We start from the raw sequence: 15,292 nt of genomic DNA, 5'->3' as shown, positions 1-15,292 counted from the left end.
GGCAGAGCAACCTACAAATACAATCAACCCTTATCGCTGTCCCGGCGCGGTTGGGAACATGTCAGAAATAAAGCTGCTCATCGATGATCGAGAGGTATCCGTCCCCCAGGGGTCCACCATTCTCGATGCTGCCCGCATTGCGGGCTCTTATGTGCCGTCTCTTTGCCACCACCCGGACTTGAAGCCCATAGGCTCCTGCAAGCTCTGCATCGTCTCTGTGGAAGGCCTGGATTACTATCCTTTATCCTGCAATACCCCTGCAGCCGAGGGTATGGTTGTCCACACCCGCACCGAGGAGCTCCAGGAGATGAGACGACATACCCTGGAGATGCTCCTCGCCCTCACCAACCATCCCACCTCCTGCCTCTTCTGCGAGAGGAAGAACGAATGCGGCGAGCTGCGGGAGTGCATGCGCAAGTTTCCAGTAACAGTGGGCTGCAAATACTGTCCTAACGACAGCCAGTGCGAGCTGCAAGAGGTCGTCACCTTCACCGGTTTGGACAGGATCAGATATCAGACCTCTTTCCGGGATATGCCGGTATTAAGAGAGCCGTTCTTCGACCGCAACTACAACCTCTGCATCATGTGCAGCCGGTGTATAAGAATGTGCGACGAGGTACGCGGCCTGGGCATCCTATTTACCAACCCCGATTTTCACCGCAACCACTGGATAGGTCCCGAATCCCTGCAGGAGGCAGACTGCAAGTTCTGCGGCGCATGCGTGGACGCCTGCCCCACCGGCGCCCTCTTCATCCGTTCGGAGAAATGGATCAGGCCCGACCGCACCGTGGTCACCATCTGCCCCTACTGCGGCGTAGGCTGCAGCCTGGATCTCAAGATCTCTGAAGACAGAATATTATCCGTCACGCCAAGCCGGGATGGAGCGGTAAACCGGGGCCAGGCCTGCGTCAAAGGCCACTTTGGACTGGAGGAGATCATCCACCATCCCGACCGCTTCACCACTCCTCTGATAAAGAGAAACGGTCAATTCGAGCCGGCATCCTGGGATGAGGCTTTAGACCTGGTCGCCAGGAGGTTCACAGAGATCCGAGATCGATACGGCCCCGATTCTTTAGGGGCTCTCTCCTCTTCCCGTTGCACCAATGAGGAGAACTATCTGGTGCAAAAGCTTGCCCGGACGGCCTTTAAAACCAACAATGTGGACAACTGCGCCAGGGTCTGCCATGCCCCCTCAGTGACCGGTCTTGCCGCCTGCTTTGGCAGCGGAGCAGCCACCAACTCCTTTAACCAGATTGAAGACGCCGATGTCCTTTTCATCATCGGCTCCAATACCACTGAAGCCCACCCCGTAGTCAGCCTGAAGATAATCAAGGCAGCCAGAAATGGTGCGAAGATAATCGTCGCTGACCCCCGCAAAATCGAGCTGGTCGACAGGGCATCGGTCTGGCTCAACCAGAAACCTGGAACAAGCATCGCCCTGATCAATGCAATGATGAATGTGATCCTTAAAGAAGGGCTGGAGGACCGGGATTTCATAGACCGGCGCACCATGGGATTTGAGAACCTGCAAAAGACGGTGGAGGAGTATCCGCCTGAAAGGGCATCCCAGATCACCGGAGTGGCCGTAGAGGATATCATCGAGGCCGCCCGGCTCTATGCCAGGGCCGATAAAGCGATGATCATCTACGGCCTGGGCATAACTGAGCACACCACTGGAACCTCCAATGTGATGTCCCTGGGCAACCTGGCAATGCTCACTGGAAACGTTGGCCGCCGCTCGACTGGCATCATGCCTCTGCGCGGCCAGAACAACGTCCAGGGAGCCTGCGATATGGGGGCTCTTCCCAATGTCCATGTCGGCTACCAGCCGGTAACCGATGCTGGGATCCGGTCCAAGTTCGAGGAAGCCTGGAAGGTTGCCTTGCCTTCTGTCCCCGGCCAGACCTCCACCCAGATGATAGAGCGCAATCCGGGAAAGGAGATCCGCGGCCTTTACATCCTGGGAGAGGACCCCGCCCATACCGAGCCCGACACCAACCGGGTGAGATCAACTCTGGAGTCCCTGGACTTCCTGGTAGTGCAGGAGATATTTCCCACTGAGACCACCAGGTTTGCAGACGTCATCCTGCCCGCAGCCAGCTTTGCCGAGTGTGACGGAACATTCACTAACGGCGAGCGGCGCATTCAAAGGGTGCGAAAAGCGATACCAGCACTATGCGGCCAGGAGAACTGGCTGACGATCTGCCAGATCGCCCAGAGGATGGGCTATCCGATGAGCTACGGCCACCCTTCGGATATCATGGACGAGATCGCCTCACTGGCGCCGATGTTTGCTGGAGTGAAGTTCGATCGGCTGGATGACGGCGGGCTGCAGTGGCCCATACCGTCCCTTGACCATCCAGGAACAGAGACCCTGCATGCGGAGAGCTTCAGCTGCGGCCTGGGAAGGTTCAATGCCGTACAGCACAAGTACCCCGCTGAGCAGACCGATGCGGAATATCCCTTGATCCTCACCACCGGCAGGAGAAGGGAGCATTACAACTGCGGATCCATGACCAGGCGATCCAAAGGAATAATGTGGGTATGGCCGGAGGAGGCCATAGAGATAAGCCCTGCCGATGCCAGAGAACTCGAGATCGAGGACGGAGAGACGGTTGTTGTCAGCTCCAGGCGGGGCTCTGTTAAGACCAAAGCTAGGGTTACAGACAAGTCCTCCCGCGGCATGGCCTTCATGTCGTTCCATTACCAGGATGTCTTGACCAACCTTCTGACCAATGCCGCTCTTGATCCTCAGGCGAAGACTCCGGAGTACAAGGCATGCGCTGTGAAGATAGAAAAGTTAAAGGCGTAATGATTGGATGATCTCTAAAGTTTACATTTCCTACGATCCGGATGATGAAGACCTGGCTCTGCGGCTCTCGCTAGCGCTGGGGCGGGTGGGCCTGGAAAGCTATGTCGCCCTGTACAATCAATCGCCTGCTATCTCTCTTGCCGATAGGGTGTCCTTTGCCATAAGGAACTCCGAGTGCCTGGTGGCTCTGGCAACCCGGAAGGGAAGTCGTTCTCCAACCCTCTGCCAGGAGATAGGTCTGGCCAGGGGCATTGACCAACTGATCATTCCCTTGCAAGAGGAGGGCGCTCAGCTTCCTTTTCTGATCGATCAATTGCGAGCTTTACCCTTCAGAAGGGAGAGTTTTGCCGATGCCATAGGCATCTTGATCAAAAGCATCCGGGAGTTGAGCCGTCTGGAGTGGCTTCGGGTGGTCTGCCCCCAATGTGGAGAGGAGATGACCCAGTATCTGACCGACCAGGATGAGGTGGACTCTGCCCTGGAAAAGGGAATCTTCCTGGAGACGATCTGCAGCTACTGTCAGAACACAATCCTGCTCGACCCGCGGACATTCGAACCTCTGCCTGGGGAGCAAGAATCGCTGAAACCCCAGAAGTTCATAGAAAATTTTTGACAAATGGCTTTTTTTCCCTTGCATAGGTTTAAGTGAATTAAGGAGATCATACTACCTGAAGTCCATGCCCATTGGTGTTTATGTATGTCATTGCGGCCTGAATATCGCCGGCGTCTTGGATATTGAAGAGCTGAAGAGCTTCGCCGAGAAGCTGCCTGATGTGGCCGTGGCCAGAGATCTGCAGTTCTCCTGCTCGGATATTGGGCAGGAGCAGATTCAAAAGGATATTGCTGAATATAAGCTAGATAGGATCGTGGTGGCCGCCTGCTCGCCCAGACTGCATGAGCCCACATTTCGCCGGGCCATTGCCAAGGCCGGGCTGAACCCCTATATGCTGGAGATGGCCAACATCCGGGAGCATTGCTCCTGGGTGCACATGGACCTGCCAGCCATGGCCACGGAGAAGGCCAAGGACCTGATATCAATGGCCGTGGCCAAGGCCGCCCTCCTGCAGCCCTTAGAGCAGGAGCAGATACCGGTTAACAAGGATGTGATGGTAGTAGGAGGAGGCGTGGCCGGGATCGCTGCCGCCCTGGACCTGGCGGATGCGGGCTTTCATGTGTTTTTGGTGGAACGCCGGCCGACCATCGGCGGTTACATGGCCCTGCTCACAGACGTCTTTCCCACCAACGACTGCTCCATCTGCGTTCTGGGCCCCAAGATGTCCGAGGTCTTCAACCATCCCAATATCACCCTCTACACCTATTCCGAGGTCCTGGGGGTGGAGGGCAGCGTGGGCAACTTCACAGTATCTGGAGTTCACCGGGCGCGCTATGTGGACCCCGTCCTCTGCAAAGGCTGCATAAACGAATGCGCAGACGTCTGTCCAGTGGAGGTGCCCAATGAGTACGACTTTGGCATCGGCAAGAGAAAAGCCATCTATGTGCCCTATCCACAGGCCGTTCCTCTGTCGGCATGCGTAGACCCCAAGGCATGCATCGGCTGCGGCCGGTGTGTGGAGTCCTGCCCCACCCAGGCGGTCAAGCTGGATCAGGTTGTCGAGCACTTCACGATCAATGTGGGGGCCATAATCGTGGCCACTGGATGGCAGCCCTTTGACGCTGCCCGGAAGGAGGAGTACGGCTTTGGCAGGCTCAGGGATGTCGTCACCACTCTGCAGATGGAGAGGATGCTCAATGCCTCCGGCCCGACCAAGGGCGAGGTTGTCCGGCCGAGCACGGGCCAGGTCGCCCAGTCCATAGCTTTCTTGCAGTGTGTCGGCTCCAGAGATGCCACAGTCGGCAACATATATTGCTCTCGGATCTGCTGCATGGCCTCGCTGAAGAATGCCCAGCTGATCGCTGAGAAGTACCCCGGCTCGGATATCACCATCTATTATATCGATATCAGAGCATGCGGAGAAGGTTATGAGGAGTTCTATGTGCGGGCTCAGATGCTGGGGATAAACTTCGTTCGCGCCCGCGTATCCAGCATCGAGGAGGTTGATGGCGATATCTATCTCCGCTTTGAGGACACCCAGACTGGAGAGATAAAGAGGGTCCGGCACGATATCGCTGTCCTATCCGTGGGCCTGGAGCCGGATAAGAGCGCGGACGTCCTGGGCAACCTTCTCGGCCTCTCCCGCAGGCCGGACAGGTTCTTTGAGATCGCTCACCCCAAGATGAGGCCGGTAGAGGCTCATATCGATGGGGTGTTCATCGCCGGGTGCGCCTCCGGGCCCAAGGAGATCCCCATATCCATAGCTCAGGGCAGTGCTGCCGCCGCCAAGGCCATAAGGCTATTGCAGAAGGGATTCTTGGATCTGGAGCCCACATCAGCCTATGTGGATCCCGATCTGTGCATCAAGTGCAAGCTGTGCGTCGATGTCTGCCCTCAGAAGGCCATCTCTGTGAAGAGCCCGGCTTATGTGGACGAGGCAGCCTGCAAAGGCTGTGGGTCGTGTGCTGCCGCTTGTCCAGTGGATGCCATCAAGATGCGACTCTTCTCAGATGAGCAGATCCTGGCCCAGATCAGAGCGGCGACCGAGGTGAAGAAGGAGTTTCCCCTTATCATCGCATTTTTGTGCAACTGGTGCAGCTACGGTGCCGCCGATCTCGCCGGTACCTCTCGCATTCAGTATCCCACCAATGCCCGCAACATCCGGGTGATGTGTTCGGCGCGGGTGGATCCCAGCTTCGTCCTGGAGGCCTTACGGCGAGGGGCGGATGGAGTGCTCATCGCCGGCTGCCGCATAGGCGAATGCCATTACCATGATGGGAACTACCAGGCTCTGCAGAGGGTGAATGTATTGAAGGGTGTCCTGGAGAAGATCGGCATAAATCCGGGGAGGGTCAAGATCGTCTGGTGTGCGGCCAGCGAGGGCGAGATCTATGCTCAGGATCTGAGGGAGTTCATCGGGGAGCTGAAGGCCATCGGCCCCATAGGAACTGAGCTGGATAAGAGGAGAAAAGGGCCTGGAGAGGATGCCACAAAGGAAGCAGAGATACAATCGGAAAGCACGATGGCCAAGGGAGGTGAGGGGCAGCATGATGGAGATTGAGAAGGACATGGAGGTGGAAGGATCCCATATCCTGGCCAAGCAGAGGACCAAGGATAGCGAGAAGATCCTGGATTACGATTATAAGAAATGCGCCGGATGCTCCATTTGCGTTGCCATCTGCCCCAAAAAAGCCTTGCAGGAGGGGCCGCTGAAGGAGATCGCCAAAGGCCTGGATGCGCCGCCTGTGTTGATAGACCAAGATCTTTGCGTATTCTGTGGGATGTGCGTGAACTTCTGTCCAATGAAGGCCTTCGAAATGAGAGTTGTGGAGAAAAAGGCTGAGCCAGAGGCGGCAGAGGCTGCCGAAGCAAAAGCATGACTGAAAATGTGTGTGAGACAACAGAAAAGGCAATTCCAAAGCCGGTCGACTTCAGAGAGAGGGAGGAGTATCCCAGGCTCATGGCCGAGGCGAAGCCAAATGAGAAGTGTCTGCCCTGCCTGCTCTGCGAGCCCGTCTGCCCGACGGAAGCGATCAAGGTGACCTTTGACAAGACTCGGGAGGATTTTGGACCCCTTCGGGAGGGGATTGAAGGGAAGATCTCCATAGATCAGGAGAAGTGCAACCTCTGCGGACGGTGCGCCAGGTTCTGCAAGGCCTTCCTTCTGGTCGATAAAGTGGAAAAGGATCGGGATCCCCGCGATCTGGTGCCTTATGAGCAGCTGCTGATAGACGAGGATCTTTGCGACTACTGCGGGCTGTGCGTCCCCCTCTGTCCGGAGGAGGCGATCGCTGTCGAGGGCGAGCCTCTAAAGCTTGATGAGGAGCCGAAGATCGAGGGGAAGATAAAGGTCGATGAGAGCCTATGTATTGGCTGCGGCAGATGCGCTCTGGTCTGCCCCTATGAGGGCATGGACATATCCAAGCCCTTCCAGGGGGAGATCAAGATGGTGGAGAAGAACCTCGTTCGATGCGATCCCCTGGGCTGTCTGGCCTGCTTCAACGTCTGCCCTGCCAAATGCTGGTATGTGGACGAGCGGGGCAAAGCCGCTCCGGTGGAAGATCAGTGCATCCTCTGCGGGGCCTGCGAGAAGGCCTGTCCCGTCTCGGCTATTGATGTGCAGAGGACTGAGGTCAGCCATACGGAGGTAAAGGAGACCCCCTGGGCAGAGGAGTGGAAGGAGGCGATTCGTACCATATTGACCGGCGAGCGGAAGATACCGGATGTGAGCGGCGCTGTGGTCCCGCCCAAGATCGATAGGACGCCCCTGCCCGCTCCGGAGGCGCCGAAGGTGGATCCCGAGCTTCTGAAGATGGTGGATGAAGCCTTAAAGCCGCTGGTGCCAATGCTGGCCAAGCCCAAGATCCGTCAGATCATGGAGAACGAGCCGCCGGATAAGGCGAGCCAGAAGATTGTAGAGAGGCTCCACGAGGCTGAAAAGAAGAGGAAGAAGGCAAGAGAAGAGAACGCGGGGGCAGTGTAATGGCCACGGCAATCGAAGAGGATTTCAAGAACGAGGTATTAAGGCTGGCAGGAGAGAAGGTCAGGACCTGCATTCAGTGCGGCACCTGCTCGGCCAGCTGCCCCACGGCTCATCTTATGAACCCGAGCATAAGAAATTTGGTCAAGCTCTGTCTGGAGGGCAGACGGGAGGAGGCCCTGCACAATGAGACTCTGTGGCTGTGCACATCCTGCCTATTGTGCACTGTGCGTTGTCCCCGGGGAATAAGGCCGAAGATGGTCGTGTCCGCTCTGAAGGAGCTGGCGGACAGGGAGAAGATAGAAAGCCCTGGAAAGAACTACGACCACCTCTTCAATAAGCAGATCGAGGAATACGGTCGGATAAGCGAGCTTCCTCTCATCGGCGAGTTCTTGCTCTTCTATCCCCAAGGGACTGTTCAGTCCATGAAGGTGGGCCTGGAGCTTCTCCCCCGGGGCAAGATAACCCTGGAGAGAGAGCAGGTAAAAGGAAAGGATGAGGTCAAGAGGATTATGGAGGAGTTGGGCAAATGAAGCTGGCTTACTATCCGGGTTGCGTTTCTCTCTCCACGGGAAAGGAGATGGACAGGTCAACCAGAGCGGTCTTTTCGAGCCTTGAAATCGAGCTGGAGGAGCTGGAGGATTGGAACTGCTGCGGGGCAACTCACGTCTCCAATGAGATGGTGGCCACGGGGCTTGCTGCCCGGAACATGTCCCAGACCGAGCTGGATATAGTGACCTCCTGCTCCATCTGCTACAGCAACCTCAGGGCGGCGGCCATGAAGCTGGAGGATGTGGAGATCAGAGCCAAAGTGAATTCCGTCCTGGAGAAGGAGTACAAAGGAGCGAAGATTCGGCACGCTCTGGATGTGATCCTCGAGGTTCTGGAGAAGGATGACCAGGGGATTGTGGTTCCTTTAAAGGAGCTGAAGGTAGCTGCTTATTATGGCTGCCTCCTCTCACGTCCTCCTGGGGTGTACAGCCCGGAGTATCCCGTTGTCCTGGAGAAGCTGATCCGGATTCTGCAGGCGGACGCTGTTGACTTCCGGCGGAAGACCTTCTGCTGTGGCGGGCCGATATTCATGCCCAAGGAGGAGGCTGCCAATGAGACCGCCTATCGAATCCTGAAAGACGCCAAGGAGGCGGGAGCGGAGGTCATCATCACCGTCTGCCCTCTGTGCCAGTTCATGCTGGATACCAAGCAGAGGTCGGTGGAACAGAGGTATGGCGAGGAGATAGGGATTCCAGTTCTCTATGTGACCCAGCTGGTGGGCATCGCACTGGGCCTGGGGCCGGACGATCTGGGAATGGATATGAATGCCGTATCGCCCATTCCGATGATGGAGCGGATATACGAGAGGATGGCGGAGCAGTAGAGGAGAATGGCAGGAGGCTGCCACCTGGCTTGCTTTTATTCTATGAGGCAATATTTTCTTCGGCTCTTCGCTTAATTATGTGGGTCAGGCGCGGCTGAGAACAGCCATCTGTTCCTATGCGCCTCTGTGGTTTGATTGGATTGCAGATAACGGATATTAACCACAAAGAGCACAAAGATCACAAAGGCCTCGCAAAGGTAATCCAGTTCTTGATAGCCCAATAATCCTTGGTGCGGTCTTTGTGTGCTTTGTGGTTTATGGCTCTTTGCTGAATTATTTGGGTGAGGTACGGCAGCGGTTATAGTCTCTGTTCCTCTGTGGTTGGGTCAGAGCATAGCGGTTCACCACAGGGGCAAAAGGATACAGAGAATTTGCGATTCAAGTTCATCCATACTACATAGCGAGGAGCCTCTTCTTCTCTCGCTCCAAATATGCGAGGTATGGTTCTGTCTCAGCCAATTTCAGCTACTCAATGACGGTGCTGAGAAAGAGCAATATATTCCCAAACATAAAGAGCAAAATAGCGAATGCGCCAATCATCTTCTTTGGTGTGGATCGAGCGATGAACAGGAGAATGAACATCACTGCCAGGATCGATAAAGATACAAGGAGCACTCTGCGTAATGGTATGAGAACAAGTTTTGCAAAGCCATAGTAGTATGTCATGTAATCCAGCAAGCTGGTCGCGGAATTAGATATGAATTGATAAACAGACAGTGAAATAACCAAGAAAAGTAGAGTAAATATAAAACGTCTATTCCATTTTGAATAATTCTTAACTCTCTTAGAAAACCTATTGTATCTTTTTGATAAATAAAGCTCTAAATATTCATTTATTTTATTTATTTTATCATTAAAAAGTAAATAATCTGAGGCCAGAAGGAAGCCAGCCAAGAAGTTTGCAATGATCCCCGCCTGCTCCAGAGTTCTAGAATCCAAGCCTGACACAGCTAATTGAATATCAATTAATGGCATTTTTTCACTTTGGCCCCTCAGGTGGACTCTATCTATTTAAAGTCGTTGCGGTGGCTTGCGAGATGTCTGAGAAATCCGTGATTTAATCCTTTCGCAGGATCGTGGCTATGTCCCGAGCAGGCAAGAGCAGGGCTGCGCTATGCAGCGATCTCTCAAAACATATAACAGGCCACATTAGTCGATGCATATAATGCTGTCCAATCATATATGGACTTTTCAGAGGGTTAAAATTTGAGAAAACTAGAATTTCCCGAACCGTTCAAGCATGATCATCCTCCTGTTCAAGAGCTGAGTGATATGGATCCTGGCCCATCCAGTCAAGGAGAGAAGTTTGCCGATTGGGTTTACAGGAACTTGGGGTCATGGCGATTCATACTCGCACAATCGATTCTTGTGGCAGTTTGGGTGCTGCTCAATGTAACTGCCTACATGCAAGCCTGGGATCCCTATCCGTTCATCTTCATGAACTTGATCTTCTCATTGCAGTCTGCCTACACCGCGTCTTTAATCCTGATGAGCCAAAATCGCCAGGATCGCCTAAAAGCTCATAATGATTATCTAATGAATCTTCGCGCAGAGGAAGAGTCCAAAGCTGTCTTGGACAATTTTGCCGCTCAGAATAGAGCACTAGAGGAGATGTATCGTGAGCTCCTTGCCTTGAAGAGCAAAATGGAAAAGGCAGAATAATATTGCCAGAAGGGAATCTCGTGTGGCCTGCCAACTCCTGGATCTTTGAGGTGTGTTTTCATGGAAAGATGCGCTGAGACATAGAGTTTTTCCGATTCAATAGCGAGGAGTCGAATATAATGATCCAGGCGGCCCAGCGGGCGAGGGATGAGAAGAGCGACCCATTCAGGGTGCTGCGGGTTCTGGCCTTCCTGGCCGCACAGTTTTTTTAACCTGTTGATCTGAGCCCATAATATTTTATTAAAATATATTATATAAAATTATAAAAAAAATATACTTTCCCTGTATCGATTGCCCGCAGAAAAGGGCGTGCTACCAGGATATTACCCTGTAGACCCAGTTGCTTAGAAGCGTCCAGATCTTGACAAAACCAGATCCCTTCTCCAGCTTATTCTTATCCTTTGCAGAATATCTTTCCCTATCATTCATCCAAGAGTCCATGTGAGGTTTTCACATCTCTTTTGAATATAACAATATCGGTGCGCATGATGAAAGGGCCTGTTCAGCAATAAATAAATAGTAGTGCAAAGGAAACCCTTTTCCGATATGGATATAAAAAGCTAATGCCAGATAAAGGTAATATAGCATAAGCACGAAGATGTTGGCAGAAGCATTGAACCGTGGCGAGCAGCAATTTAGCAGGAATATCGCAGAGGATGAAATGAAGTCGCCGGAAAGGATCACCATAGCACTGGACGAAGAGACAGCTGGCCTGTTCAAGAAGATGAAAGAGGACTCGAACATGTCCCAGAGCGAGCTGATGCGAGAGTCTCTGAAGTTCTTTGGCAAACATAAGTTGCTCTTTGAATATGCGGAGGACAACAAGGTCTACACCCATGCAGAGATGCTCTCTGCCGGGGAGCATGTCATCCTTGATATTGACCACTGGATACTGTTCTTGAGCTTCATCGAGACGCATCCTGATAAAGAGAAGTTCTGGAGCCTGCATAAAGAGGTCAGCCGGGCCCATGCCGAGCAGTTCAAGCACAAGCTCTTCAATGCAGAGACCATCCTCCGGCGGCTGGAGATCTGCAACCTATTTACCATGAATAAGACCGGCAAGAACGAGTTCACTCTGATCTTCGGATCGGATGCCCCCAAGAAGTTCGTCCTCAAGGAATTAGAGGAGATCTTCGATGGCATGGGCTTTTTGGTGGAGATCAAAGAGGACTTCTCCAAGCTCAGGATCAAAGTAATTCATGATCTATAAGAAAAATTAATCCCCTAGAAGGATCATACCCCCGCGAAGATGAATGACGTTTCCCCTTCCATGGATCTTATCTCCCTGGCAGAGGACTTCATCGCCGCAAAGCAGGAAGAGATAAGCCTGGAGCTGTCTAGAAAATATCTGCTATCCTCAGACGAGGTATCGGAGATCGTATCCACATTTTTGGAGGATTCTTATGGGCCGGCCATGGCCCTGGCAGGGGAAATTGAAAAGAGAGAGGGGCTGGTGCTGCTATTTATCGGCAGGAAGGACTGCGCCATCTGCCAGCGCTGCTACCCGGTCCTTGAGAGATTCATCATTGAGCACAGAGAAATAGAGCCGGTGATCCTCGACTACTCCCAGCCTGAGGGACTGATCTATCACCTGATCCATAGAGAAGAGAGGGGAATGCTGCCTTTGATCGCTTTCATATTTAAAGGGAAGATGATGATGAAAACCTGTGGCGAATGCGCTGCAGAGCATGTTTATGAGAAGTGCTATCGCGACATAAGAGACGATTGCAGCCAAAATTTATATGTCCACTGAGATCGCACCGGAAGCCGAGGAAGAATATGACCATAATTGTGCTCAATTTCAAGACCTACCGTGAGTCTACAGGCCCGGAGGCTCTGCGCCTGGCCGAGATCTGCGAGGATATCGCCAGGGACTATTCTGTGCAGATGATAGTGGCACCCCAGACGGCAGACATCCATGCCATATCTCGTGAGGTAAAAATTCCGGTCTATGCCCAGCATGTAGATGGCGTTGGCTATGGCGGATTTACCGGACACGTGACCGCCGCTTCCATAAAAGCAGCAGGTGCGAGAGGTTCACTCATAAACCACTCGGAGAGAAGGATCAAGCTGGCCGATATGGAAGCCTCCCTCTCCGCCTGCCGGGATCTTGGCCTCGCGAGCATCATCTGCACCAACAACGTGGCCACCACCAGGGCTGCGGCAGCTCTTGAACCTGATTATGTGGCAGTGGAGCCTCCAGAGCTCATAGGAAGCGGAATTCCGGTATCCAAGGCCAATCCCAACGTGGTTAGCGATTCTGTCAGCGCGGTCAAGAAAATCGCCCCTCGTGTGGGGGTCCTTTGCGGCGCGGGGATAACCCATGGCGAGGATCTGAGAAGCGCTCTGGACCTGGGATCGGAGGGCGTCTTGCTGGCATCGGGAATCATTAAAGCCAAGGATCAGCGTCAGGCTTTAGAGGATCTTGTGACTGGGGCAAAATAGATGATGTCGGTGCACGTCAGGGTTTCTGGCCGGGTGCAGGGTGTTTATTATCGCGCCTATACCCGTGACCGAGCCAAATCCCTGGGAATCAATGGATGGGTGCGAAATATTCCCGGGGGCGGAGTGGAGGCGGTGCTGGAGGGAGAGAGACGACAGGTGGGAGAGATGCTCAAGGCTATGAAGTCCGGTCCTTCCGGTTCCGTGGTCTTGGGAATGGAGCTCTCGGAGATCGAGGCCAAAGGCTATAATGACTTTGAAATAAAATATTAAAATGGATGTGATTTATTGCTTACCGTCAACAGATACAAGTGCTGCTACTGTGGTGCCTGCGTCAGCGTATGCCCGACATGTGCCCTGGAGCTGGTGGAGACCTGGCTGGAGATTTCCGCAGACTGCAAAGAGTGCGGCATCTGCACCAAGATATGTCCGGTGGGAGCGCTAGAGGTCGAGGCATGAAATGCGATGTGATAGTGGTTGGAGCGGGCCCAGGCGGCTCAATGGCCGCAAAGACGGCGGCAGAGGCAGGCCTGAATGTGGTCCTGCTGGAGAAGCGCCAGGAGATCGGCGATCCCGTTCGCTGCGCTGAGGGGGTGGGCAAGAGGGCCTTATGCAAGATGGTCAAGCCAGAGGCGGAGTGGATCGCCTCTGAGGTGAAGGGCGCCAAGATCTACTCTCCAGACGGAAGCAGCATAGTCATGTCCGAGGATAGGAGCGGAAGCGAGGTTGGCTACGTTTTAGAGAGAAAGGTCTTCGACCGGGCCCTGGCTATGCAAGCCGCCCGCGCCGGGGCCCGAGTGCTGGTCAAGACTCGCGCCGCCGGCCTTCTGATGAATGATGGTGTTCCCTATGGCGTTAATGCCATTCAAGTGGGAGATCCTCTGAAAATCGAAGCCCCGATCATCATCGGTGCGGATGGCGTAGAGTCAAAGGTAGGCCGTTGGGCGGGTATTGACACCACGCTCAACCTCAAGGACATCGAATCCTGCGCCCAGTTTCTGGTATTGGATCCGGGAATCGATGATGACTACACCAAGTTCTACTTGGGAAACAGCATTGCTCCTTCAGGGTACGCCTGGTCCTTTCCCAAAGGGGAGAAGCTGGCCAACGTCGGACTGGGAGTCCTTGGAAGCCGATCCAGGCCCGGTGAAGCCATCCGTCTGCTGCGGGAATTTACAAAAAAGCACTTTCCCAATGGCAAGATAGTGGAGATGGTGGTAGGAGGAGATCCCTGCTCCGGGCCCATCCAGTCGGCCACTGCTGACGGCGTTATGTTGGTTGGAGATGCCGCCCGCCAGACCGATCCACTGACTGGAGGGGGGATTCTCAATGCCATGGAGGCAGGCGTCATCGCCGGAGGGGTGGCAGCAAAAGCTGTTGCCGCAGGCAACGTCACGAAAGAGGGGCTTCGAGAGTATGAGGAACGCTGGCGAGAGGGCATAGGCAGGCACCTGGCTCGCAGCCTGGAGTTCAAGGAGTTCTTCGTAAAGCTGACCGACAAAGATCTCAATATGCTGATCGGTTCCCTGGCAAAGGAGGACATATCCAAATTGGATCTGCCTGGCCTCTTGCGGGTGCTCTTCCGGTTGAATCCCAAGCTTCTCTGGGAGTTGCGCCACCTGATAACATAGTTGCCAGGCTCCAAAGGATCTGGATTCTGAATATGGCTTTGGCTTATTCCAGGGTGGAGGTGCCATCTGCCTTTTTTGGCAGCCTCTCCAGGTCAAAGCCGATTTTTATCTTCTCTTTATCCGCATCGAGCGTCACCACGCCCATATGGAAGATGTAGCGCATGGTCCGGCGGCCATCGGGGATGCGCAATTTATGCTCCCGGCGGAGGATCATGGCGCTGGCGGACTGCAGTGCCGGGCCGCTCTGCAAAAACAGCAGTCCGGGCAGGTTGAGCCGCTGGTGGCCAGTGGTCGGATATCTCTCATCCATCAGCTTTGCCAGCTCTTCGCGACGAATCTTGACGACTTCATCGCTGCTTTTGACAACGATCTGACTCTCGTCGGCATGCACCTCATCTATATGAGAATGAAGGGCACAGAGCACATAGCTATCCCCCCGGCCCTTATTCTCCTGGGGCAAAAGAGCTTCCAGCTTTTTCATAAAGGGCTTAAGAAGAGGACTGGCACCGGCAAAAAGTGCCCCCGGTAGGTTTTTAACCTCAGTCTTTGTCAGCTCATCCAGATCCCTTTTGTCAATCTCGATGGCTATCATAGAGAACCAAAGGACCTTACGAGATATATCTATATCGGGACGAATAAATTACGATTATAAAAAAATTTTCAAACTTATACTAAATTATTCTCCCTAAATTAATTATTTAACTCTATTTTGTAGTTGCTTTCGCAAGAATGGCAAAAAAACGGCTTTAATTTTTGAGGGATATCATCCCCTCAAAAAATCATCGTGATTATAAATTCCTAATCAGGCTTATTTTATCCTAAATAACCATCTAAATGC

The 15,292-nt window shown here is 53.6% G+C and carries 16 protein-coding genes; 14 read left to right on the top strand and 2 right to left on the bottom strand.

The annotated features are described in order from the left end of the window. Positions 1-58: 58 nt before the first annotated feature. The 7 genes from fdhF to BP727_RS06225 all read left to right on the top strand — a co-directional run bounded on the left by fdhF (position 59) and on the right by BP727_RS06225 (position 8,719). Complete coding sequence (fdhF, locus tag BP727_RS06255; protein ID WP_286857901.1) at positions 59-2,812, top strand: formate dehydrogenase subunit alpha; 2,754 nt, start codon at positions 59-61, stop codon at positions 2,810-2,812. Between the two features lie 7 nt (positions 2,813-2,819). Then, entirely contained in the window at positions 2,820-3,425 is a 606-nt protein-coding gene (locus BP727_RS06250; protein ID WP_273278646.1) for a toll/interleukin-1 receptor domain-containing protein, read from the top strand. Positions 3,426-3,489: 64 nt separating this feature from the next. Beyond that, entirely contained in the window at positions 3,490-5,925 is a 2,436-nt protein-coding gene (hdrA2, locus tag BP727_RS06245) for a CoB-CoM heterodisulfide reductase HdrA2 (protein ID WP_013720564.1), read from the top strand. Further along, a complete protein-coding gene (locus tag BP727_RS06240) occupies positions 5,912-6,244 on the top strand; it encodes a 4Fe-4S binding protein (RefSeq protein ID WP_052297588.1) in 333 nt (110 codons plus the stop codon). Before hdrA2 ends, BP727_RS06240 begins: the two co-directional genes overlap by 14 nt. Next, a complete protein-coding gene (locus BP727_RS06235; protein ID WP_286857897.1) occupies positions 6,241-7,347 on the top strand; it encodes a 4Fe-4S binding protein in 1,107 nt (368 codons plus the stop codon). The genes BP727_RS06240 and BP727_RS06235 overlap by 4 nt, the downstream gene beginning before the upstream one ends. Next, positions 7,347-7,877 carry a 4Fe-4S dicluster domain-containing protein gene (locus BP727_RS06230; protein WP_286857895.1) on the top strand — a complete coding sequence of 177 codons (531 nt, stop codon included), beginning with the start codon at positions 7,347-7,349 and terminating at the stop codon, positions 7,875-7,877. The genes BP727_RS06235 and BP727_RS06230 overlap by 1 nt, the downstream gene beginning before the upstream one ends. Next, on the top strand, positions 7,874-8,719 hold the full coding sequence (locus BP727_RS06225; protein ID WP_286857893.1) for a CoB--CoM heterodisulfide reductase iron-sulfur subunit B family protein: 846 nt from the start codon (positions 7,874-7,876) through the stop codon (positions 8,717-8,719). Before BP727_RS06230 ends, BP727_RS06225 begins: the two co-directional genes overlap by 4 nt. A gap of 465 nt (positions 8,720-9,184) precedes the next feature. Here BP727_RS06225 and BP727_RS06220 read toward each other — a convergent pair whose 3' ends face one another. Then, a complete protein-coding gene (locus BP727_RS06220) occupies positions 9,185-9,694 on the bottom strand; it encodes a hypothetical protein (protein WP_276837025.1) in 510 nt (169 codons plus the stop codon). 231 nt (positions 9,695-9,925) lie between these two features. On the opposite strand from BP727_RS06220, the gene BP727_RS06215 reads away from it, so the two are divergent. The 7 genes from BP727_RS06215 to BP727_RS06185 all read left to right on the top strand — a co-directional run bounded on the left by BP727_RS06215 (position 9,926) and on the right by BP727_RS06185 (position 14,454). Beyond that, a complete protein-coding gene (locus BP727_RS06215; RefSeq protein WP_276837024.1) occupies positions 9,926-10,381 on the top strand; it encodes a DUF1003 domain-containing protein in 456 nt (151 codons plus the stop codon). Between the two features lie 598 nt (positions 10,382-10,979). After that, entirely contained in the window at positions 10,980-11,591 is a 612-nt protein-coding gene (locus tag BP727_RS06210; protein WP_286857890.1) for a ribbon-helix-helix protein, CopG family, read from the top strand. 39 nt (positions 11,592-11,630) lie between these two features. After that, positions 11,631-12,134, top strand: a complete 504-nt coding sequence (locus BP727_RS06205) for a hypothetical protein (RefSeq protein ID WP_273271538.1) — start codon at positions 11,631-11,633, stop codon at positions 12,132-12,134. Between the two features lie 26 nt (positions 12,135-12,160). Next, entirely contained in the window at positions 12,161-12,826 is a 666-nt protein-coding gene (gene tpiA / locus BP727_RS06200) for a triose-phosphate isomerase (protein ID WP_013720571.1), read from the top strand. After that, complete coding sequence (locus tag BP727_RS06195; protein ID WP_273278650.1) at positions 12,827-13,096, top strand: acylphosphatase; 270 nt, start codon at positions 12,827-12,829, stop codon at positions 13,094-13,096. Positions 13,097-13,111: 15 nt separating this feature from the next. Next, entirely contained in the window at positions 13,112-13,282 is a 171-nt protein-coding gene (locus BP727_RS06190) for a 4Fe-4S binding protein (protein WP_013720573.1), read from the top strand. Then, the gene (locus BP727_RS06185; protein ID WP_273271539.1) at positions 13,279-14,454 is read left to right on the top strand and encodes an NAD(P)/FAD-dependent oxidoreductase; all 1,176 of its coding nucleotides are present in this window, start codon (positions 13,279-13,281) and stop codon (positions 14,452-14,454) included. The genes BP727_RS06190 and BP727_RS06185 overlap by 4 nt, the downstream gene beginning before the upstream one ends. 43 nt (positions 14,455-14,497) lie before the next feature. Here BP727_RS06185 and BP727_RS06180 read toward each other — a convergent pair whose 3' ends face one another. Then, complete coding sequence (locus BP727_RS06180; protein ID WP_273278651.1) at positions 14,498-15,046, bottom strand: hypothetical protein; 549 nt, start codon at positions 15,044-15,046, stop codon at positions 14,498-14,500. Positions 15,047-15,292 lie beyond the last annotated feature (246 nt).

It is taken from the genome of Methanosaeta sp. UBA356 (assembly GCF_002496465.1).
Classification (GTDB): Archaea; Halobacteriota; Methanosarcinia; order Methanotrichales; family Methanotrichaceae; genus Methanothrix; species Methanothrix soehngenii.
The sequence above is the reverse complement of the archived record's forward strand: the minus strand, read 5'-3'. Positions and strand labels throughout refer to the sequence as shown.

Coding starts and splice junctions, on each gene's coding strand:
- BP727_RS06230 (WP_286857895.1), top strand. CDS start 7,347: ATGGCCACGGCAATCGAAGAGGATTTCAAGAACGAGGTATTAAGGCTG.
- BP727_RS06220 (WP_276837025.1), bottom strand. CDS start 9,694: ATGCCATTAATTGATATTCAATTAGCTGTGTCAGGCTTGGATTCTAGA.
- BP727_RS06195 (WP_273278650.1), top strand. CDS start 12,827: ATGATGTCGGTGCACGTCAGGGTTTCTGGCCGGGTGCAGGGTGTTTAT.
- BP727_RS06180 (WP_273278651.1), bottom strand. CDS start 15,046: ATGATAGCCATCGAGATTGACAAAAGGGATCTGGATGAGCTGACAAAG.
- hdrA2 (WP_013720564.1), top strand. CDS start 3,490: ATGCCCATTGGTGTTTATGTATGTCATTGCGGCCTGAATATCGCCGGC.
- BP727_RS06185 (WP_273271539.1), top strand. CDS start 13,279: ATGAAATGCGATGTGATAGTGGTTGGAGCGGGCCCAGGCGGCTCAATG.
- BP727_RS06235 (WP_286857897.1), top strand. CDS start 6,241: ATGACTGAAAATGTGTGTGAGACAACAGAAAAGGCAATTCCAAAGCCG.
- BP727_RS06225 (WP_286857893.1), top strand. CDS start 7,874: ATGAAGCTGGCTTACTATCCGGGTTGCGTTTCTCTCTCCACGGGAAAG.
- BP727_RS06240 (WP_052297588.1), top strand. CDS start 5,912: ATGATGGAGATTGAGAAGGACATGGAGGTGGAAGGATCCCATATCCTG.
- BP727_RS06205 (WP_273271538.1), top strand. CDS start 11,631: ATGAATGACGTTTCCCCTTCCATGGATCTTATCTCCCTGGCAGAGGAC.
- BP727_RS06250 (WP_273278646.1), top strand. CDS start 2,820: ATGATCTCTAAAGTTTACATTTCCTACGATCCGGATGATGAAGACCTG.
- BP727_RS06210 (WP_286857890.1), top strand. CDS start 10,980: ATGTTGGCAGAAGCATTGAACCGTGGCGAGCAGCAATTTAGCAGGAAT.
- tpiA (WP_013720571.1), top strand. CDS start 12,161: ATGACCATAATTGTGCTCAATTTCAAGACCTACCGTGAGTCTACAGGC.
- fdhF (WP_286857901.1), top strand. CDS start 59: ATGTCAGAAATAAAGCTGCTCATCGATGATCGAGAGGTATCCGTCCCC.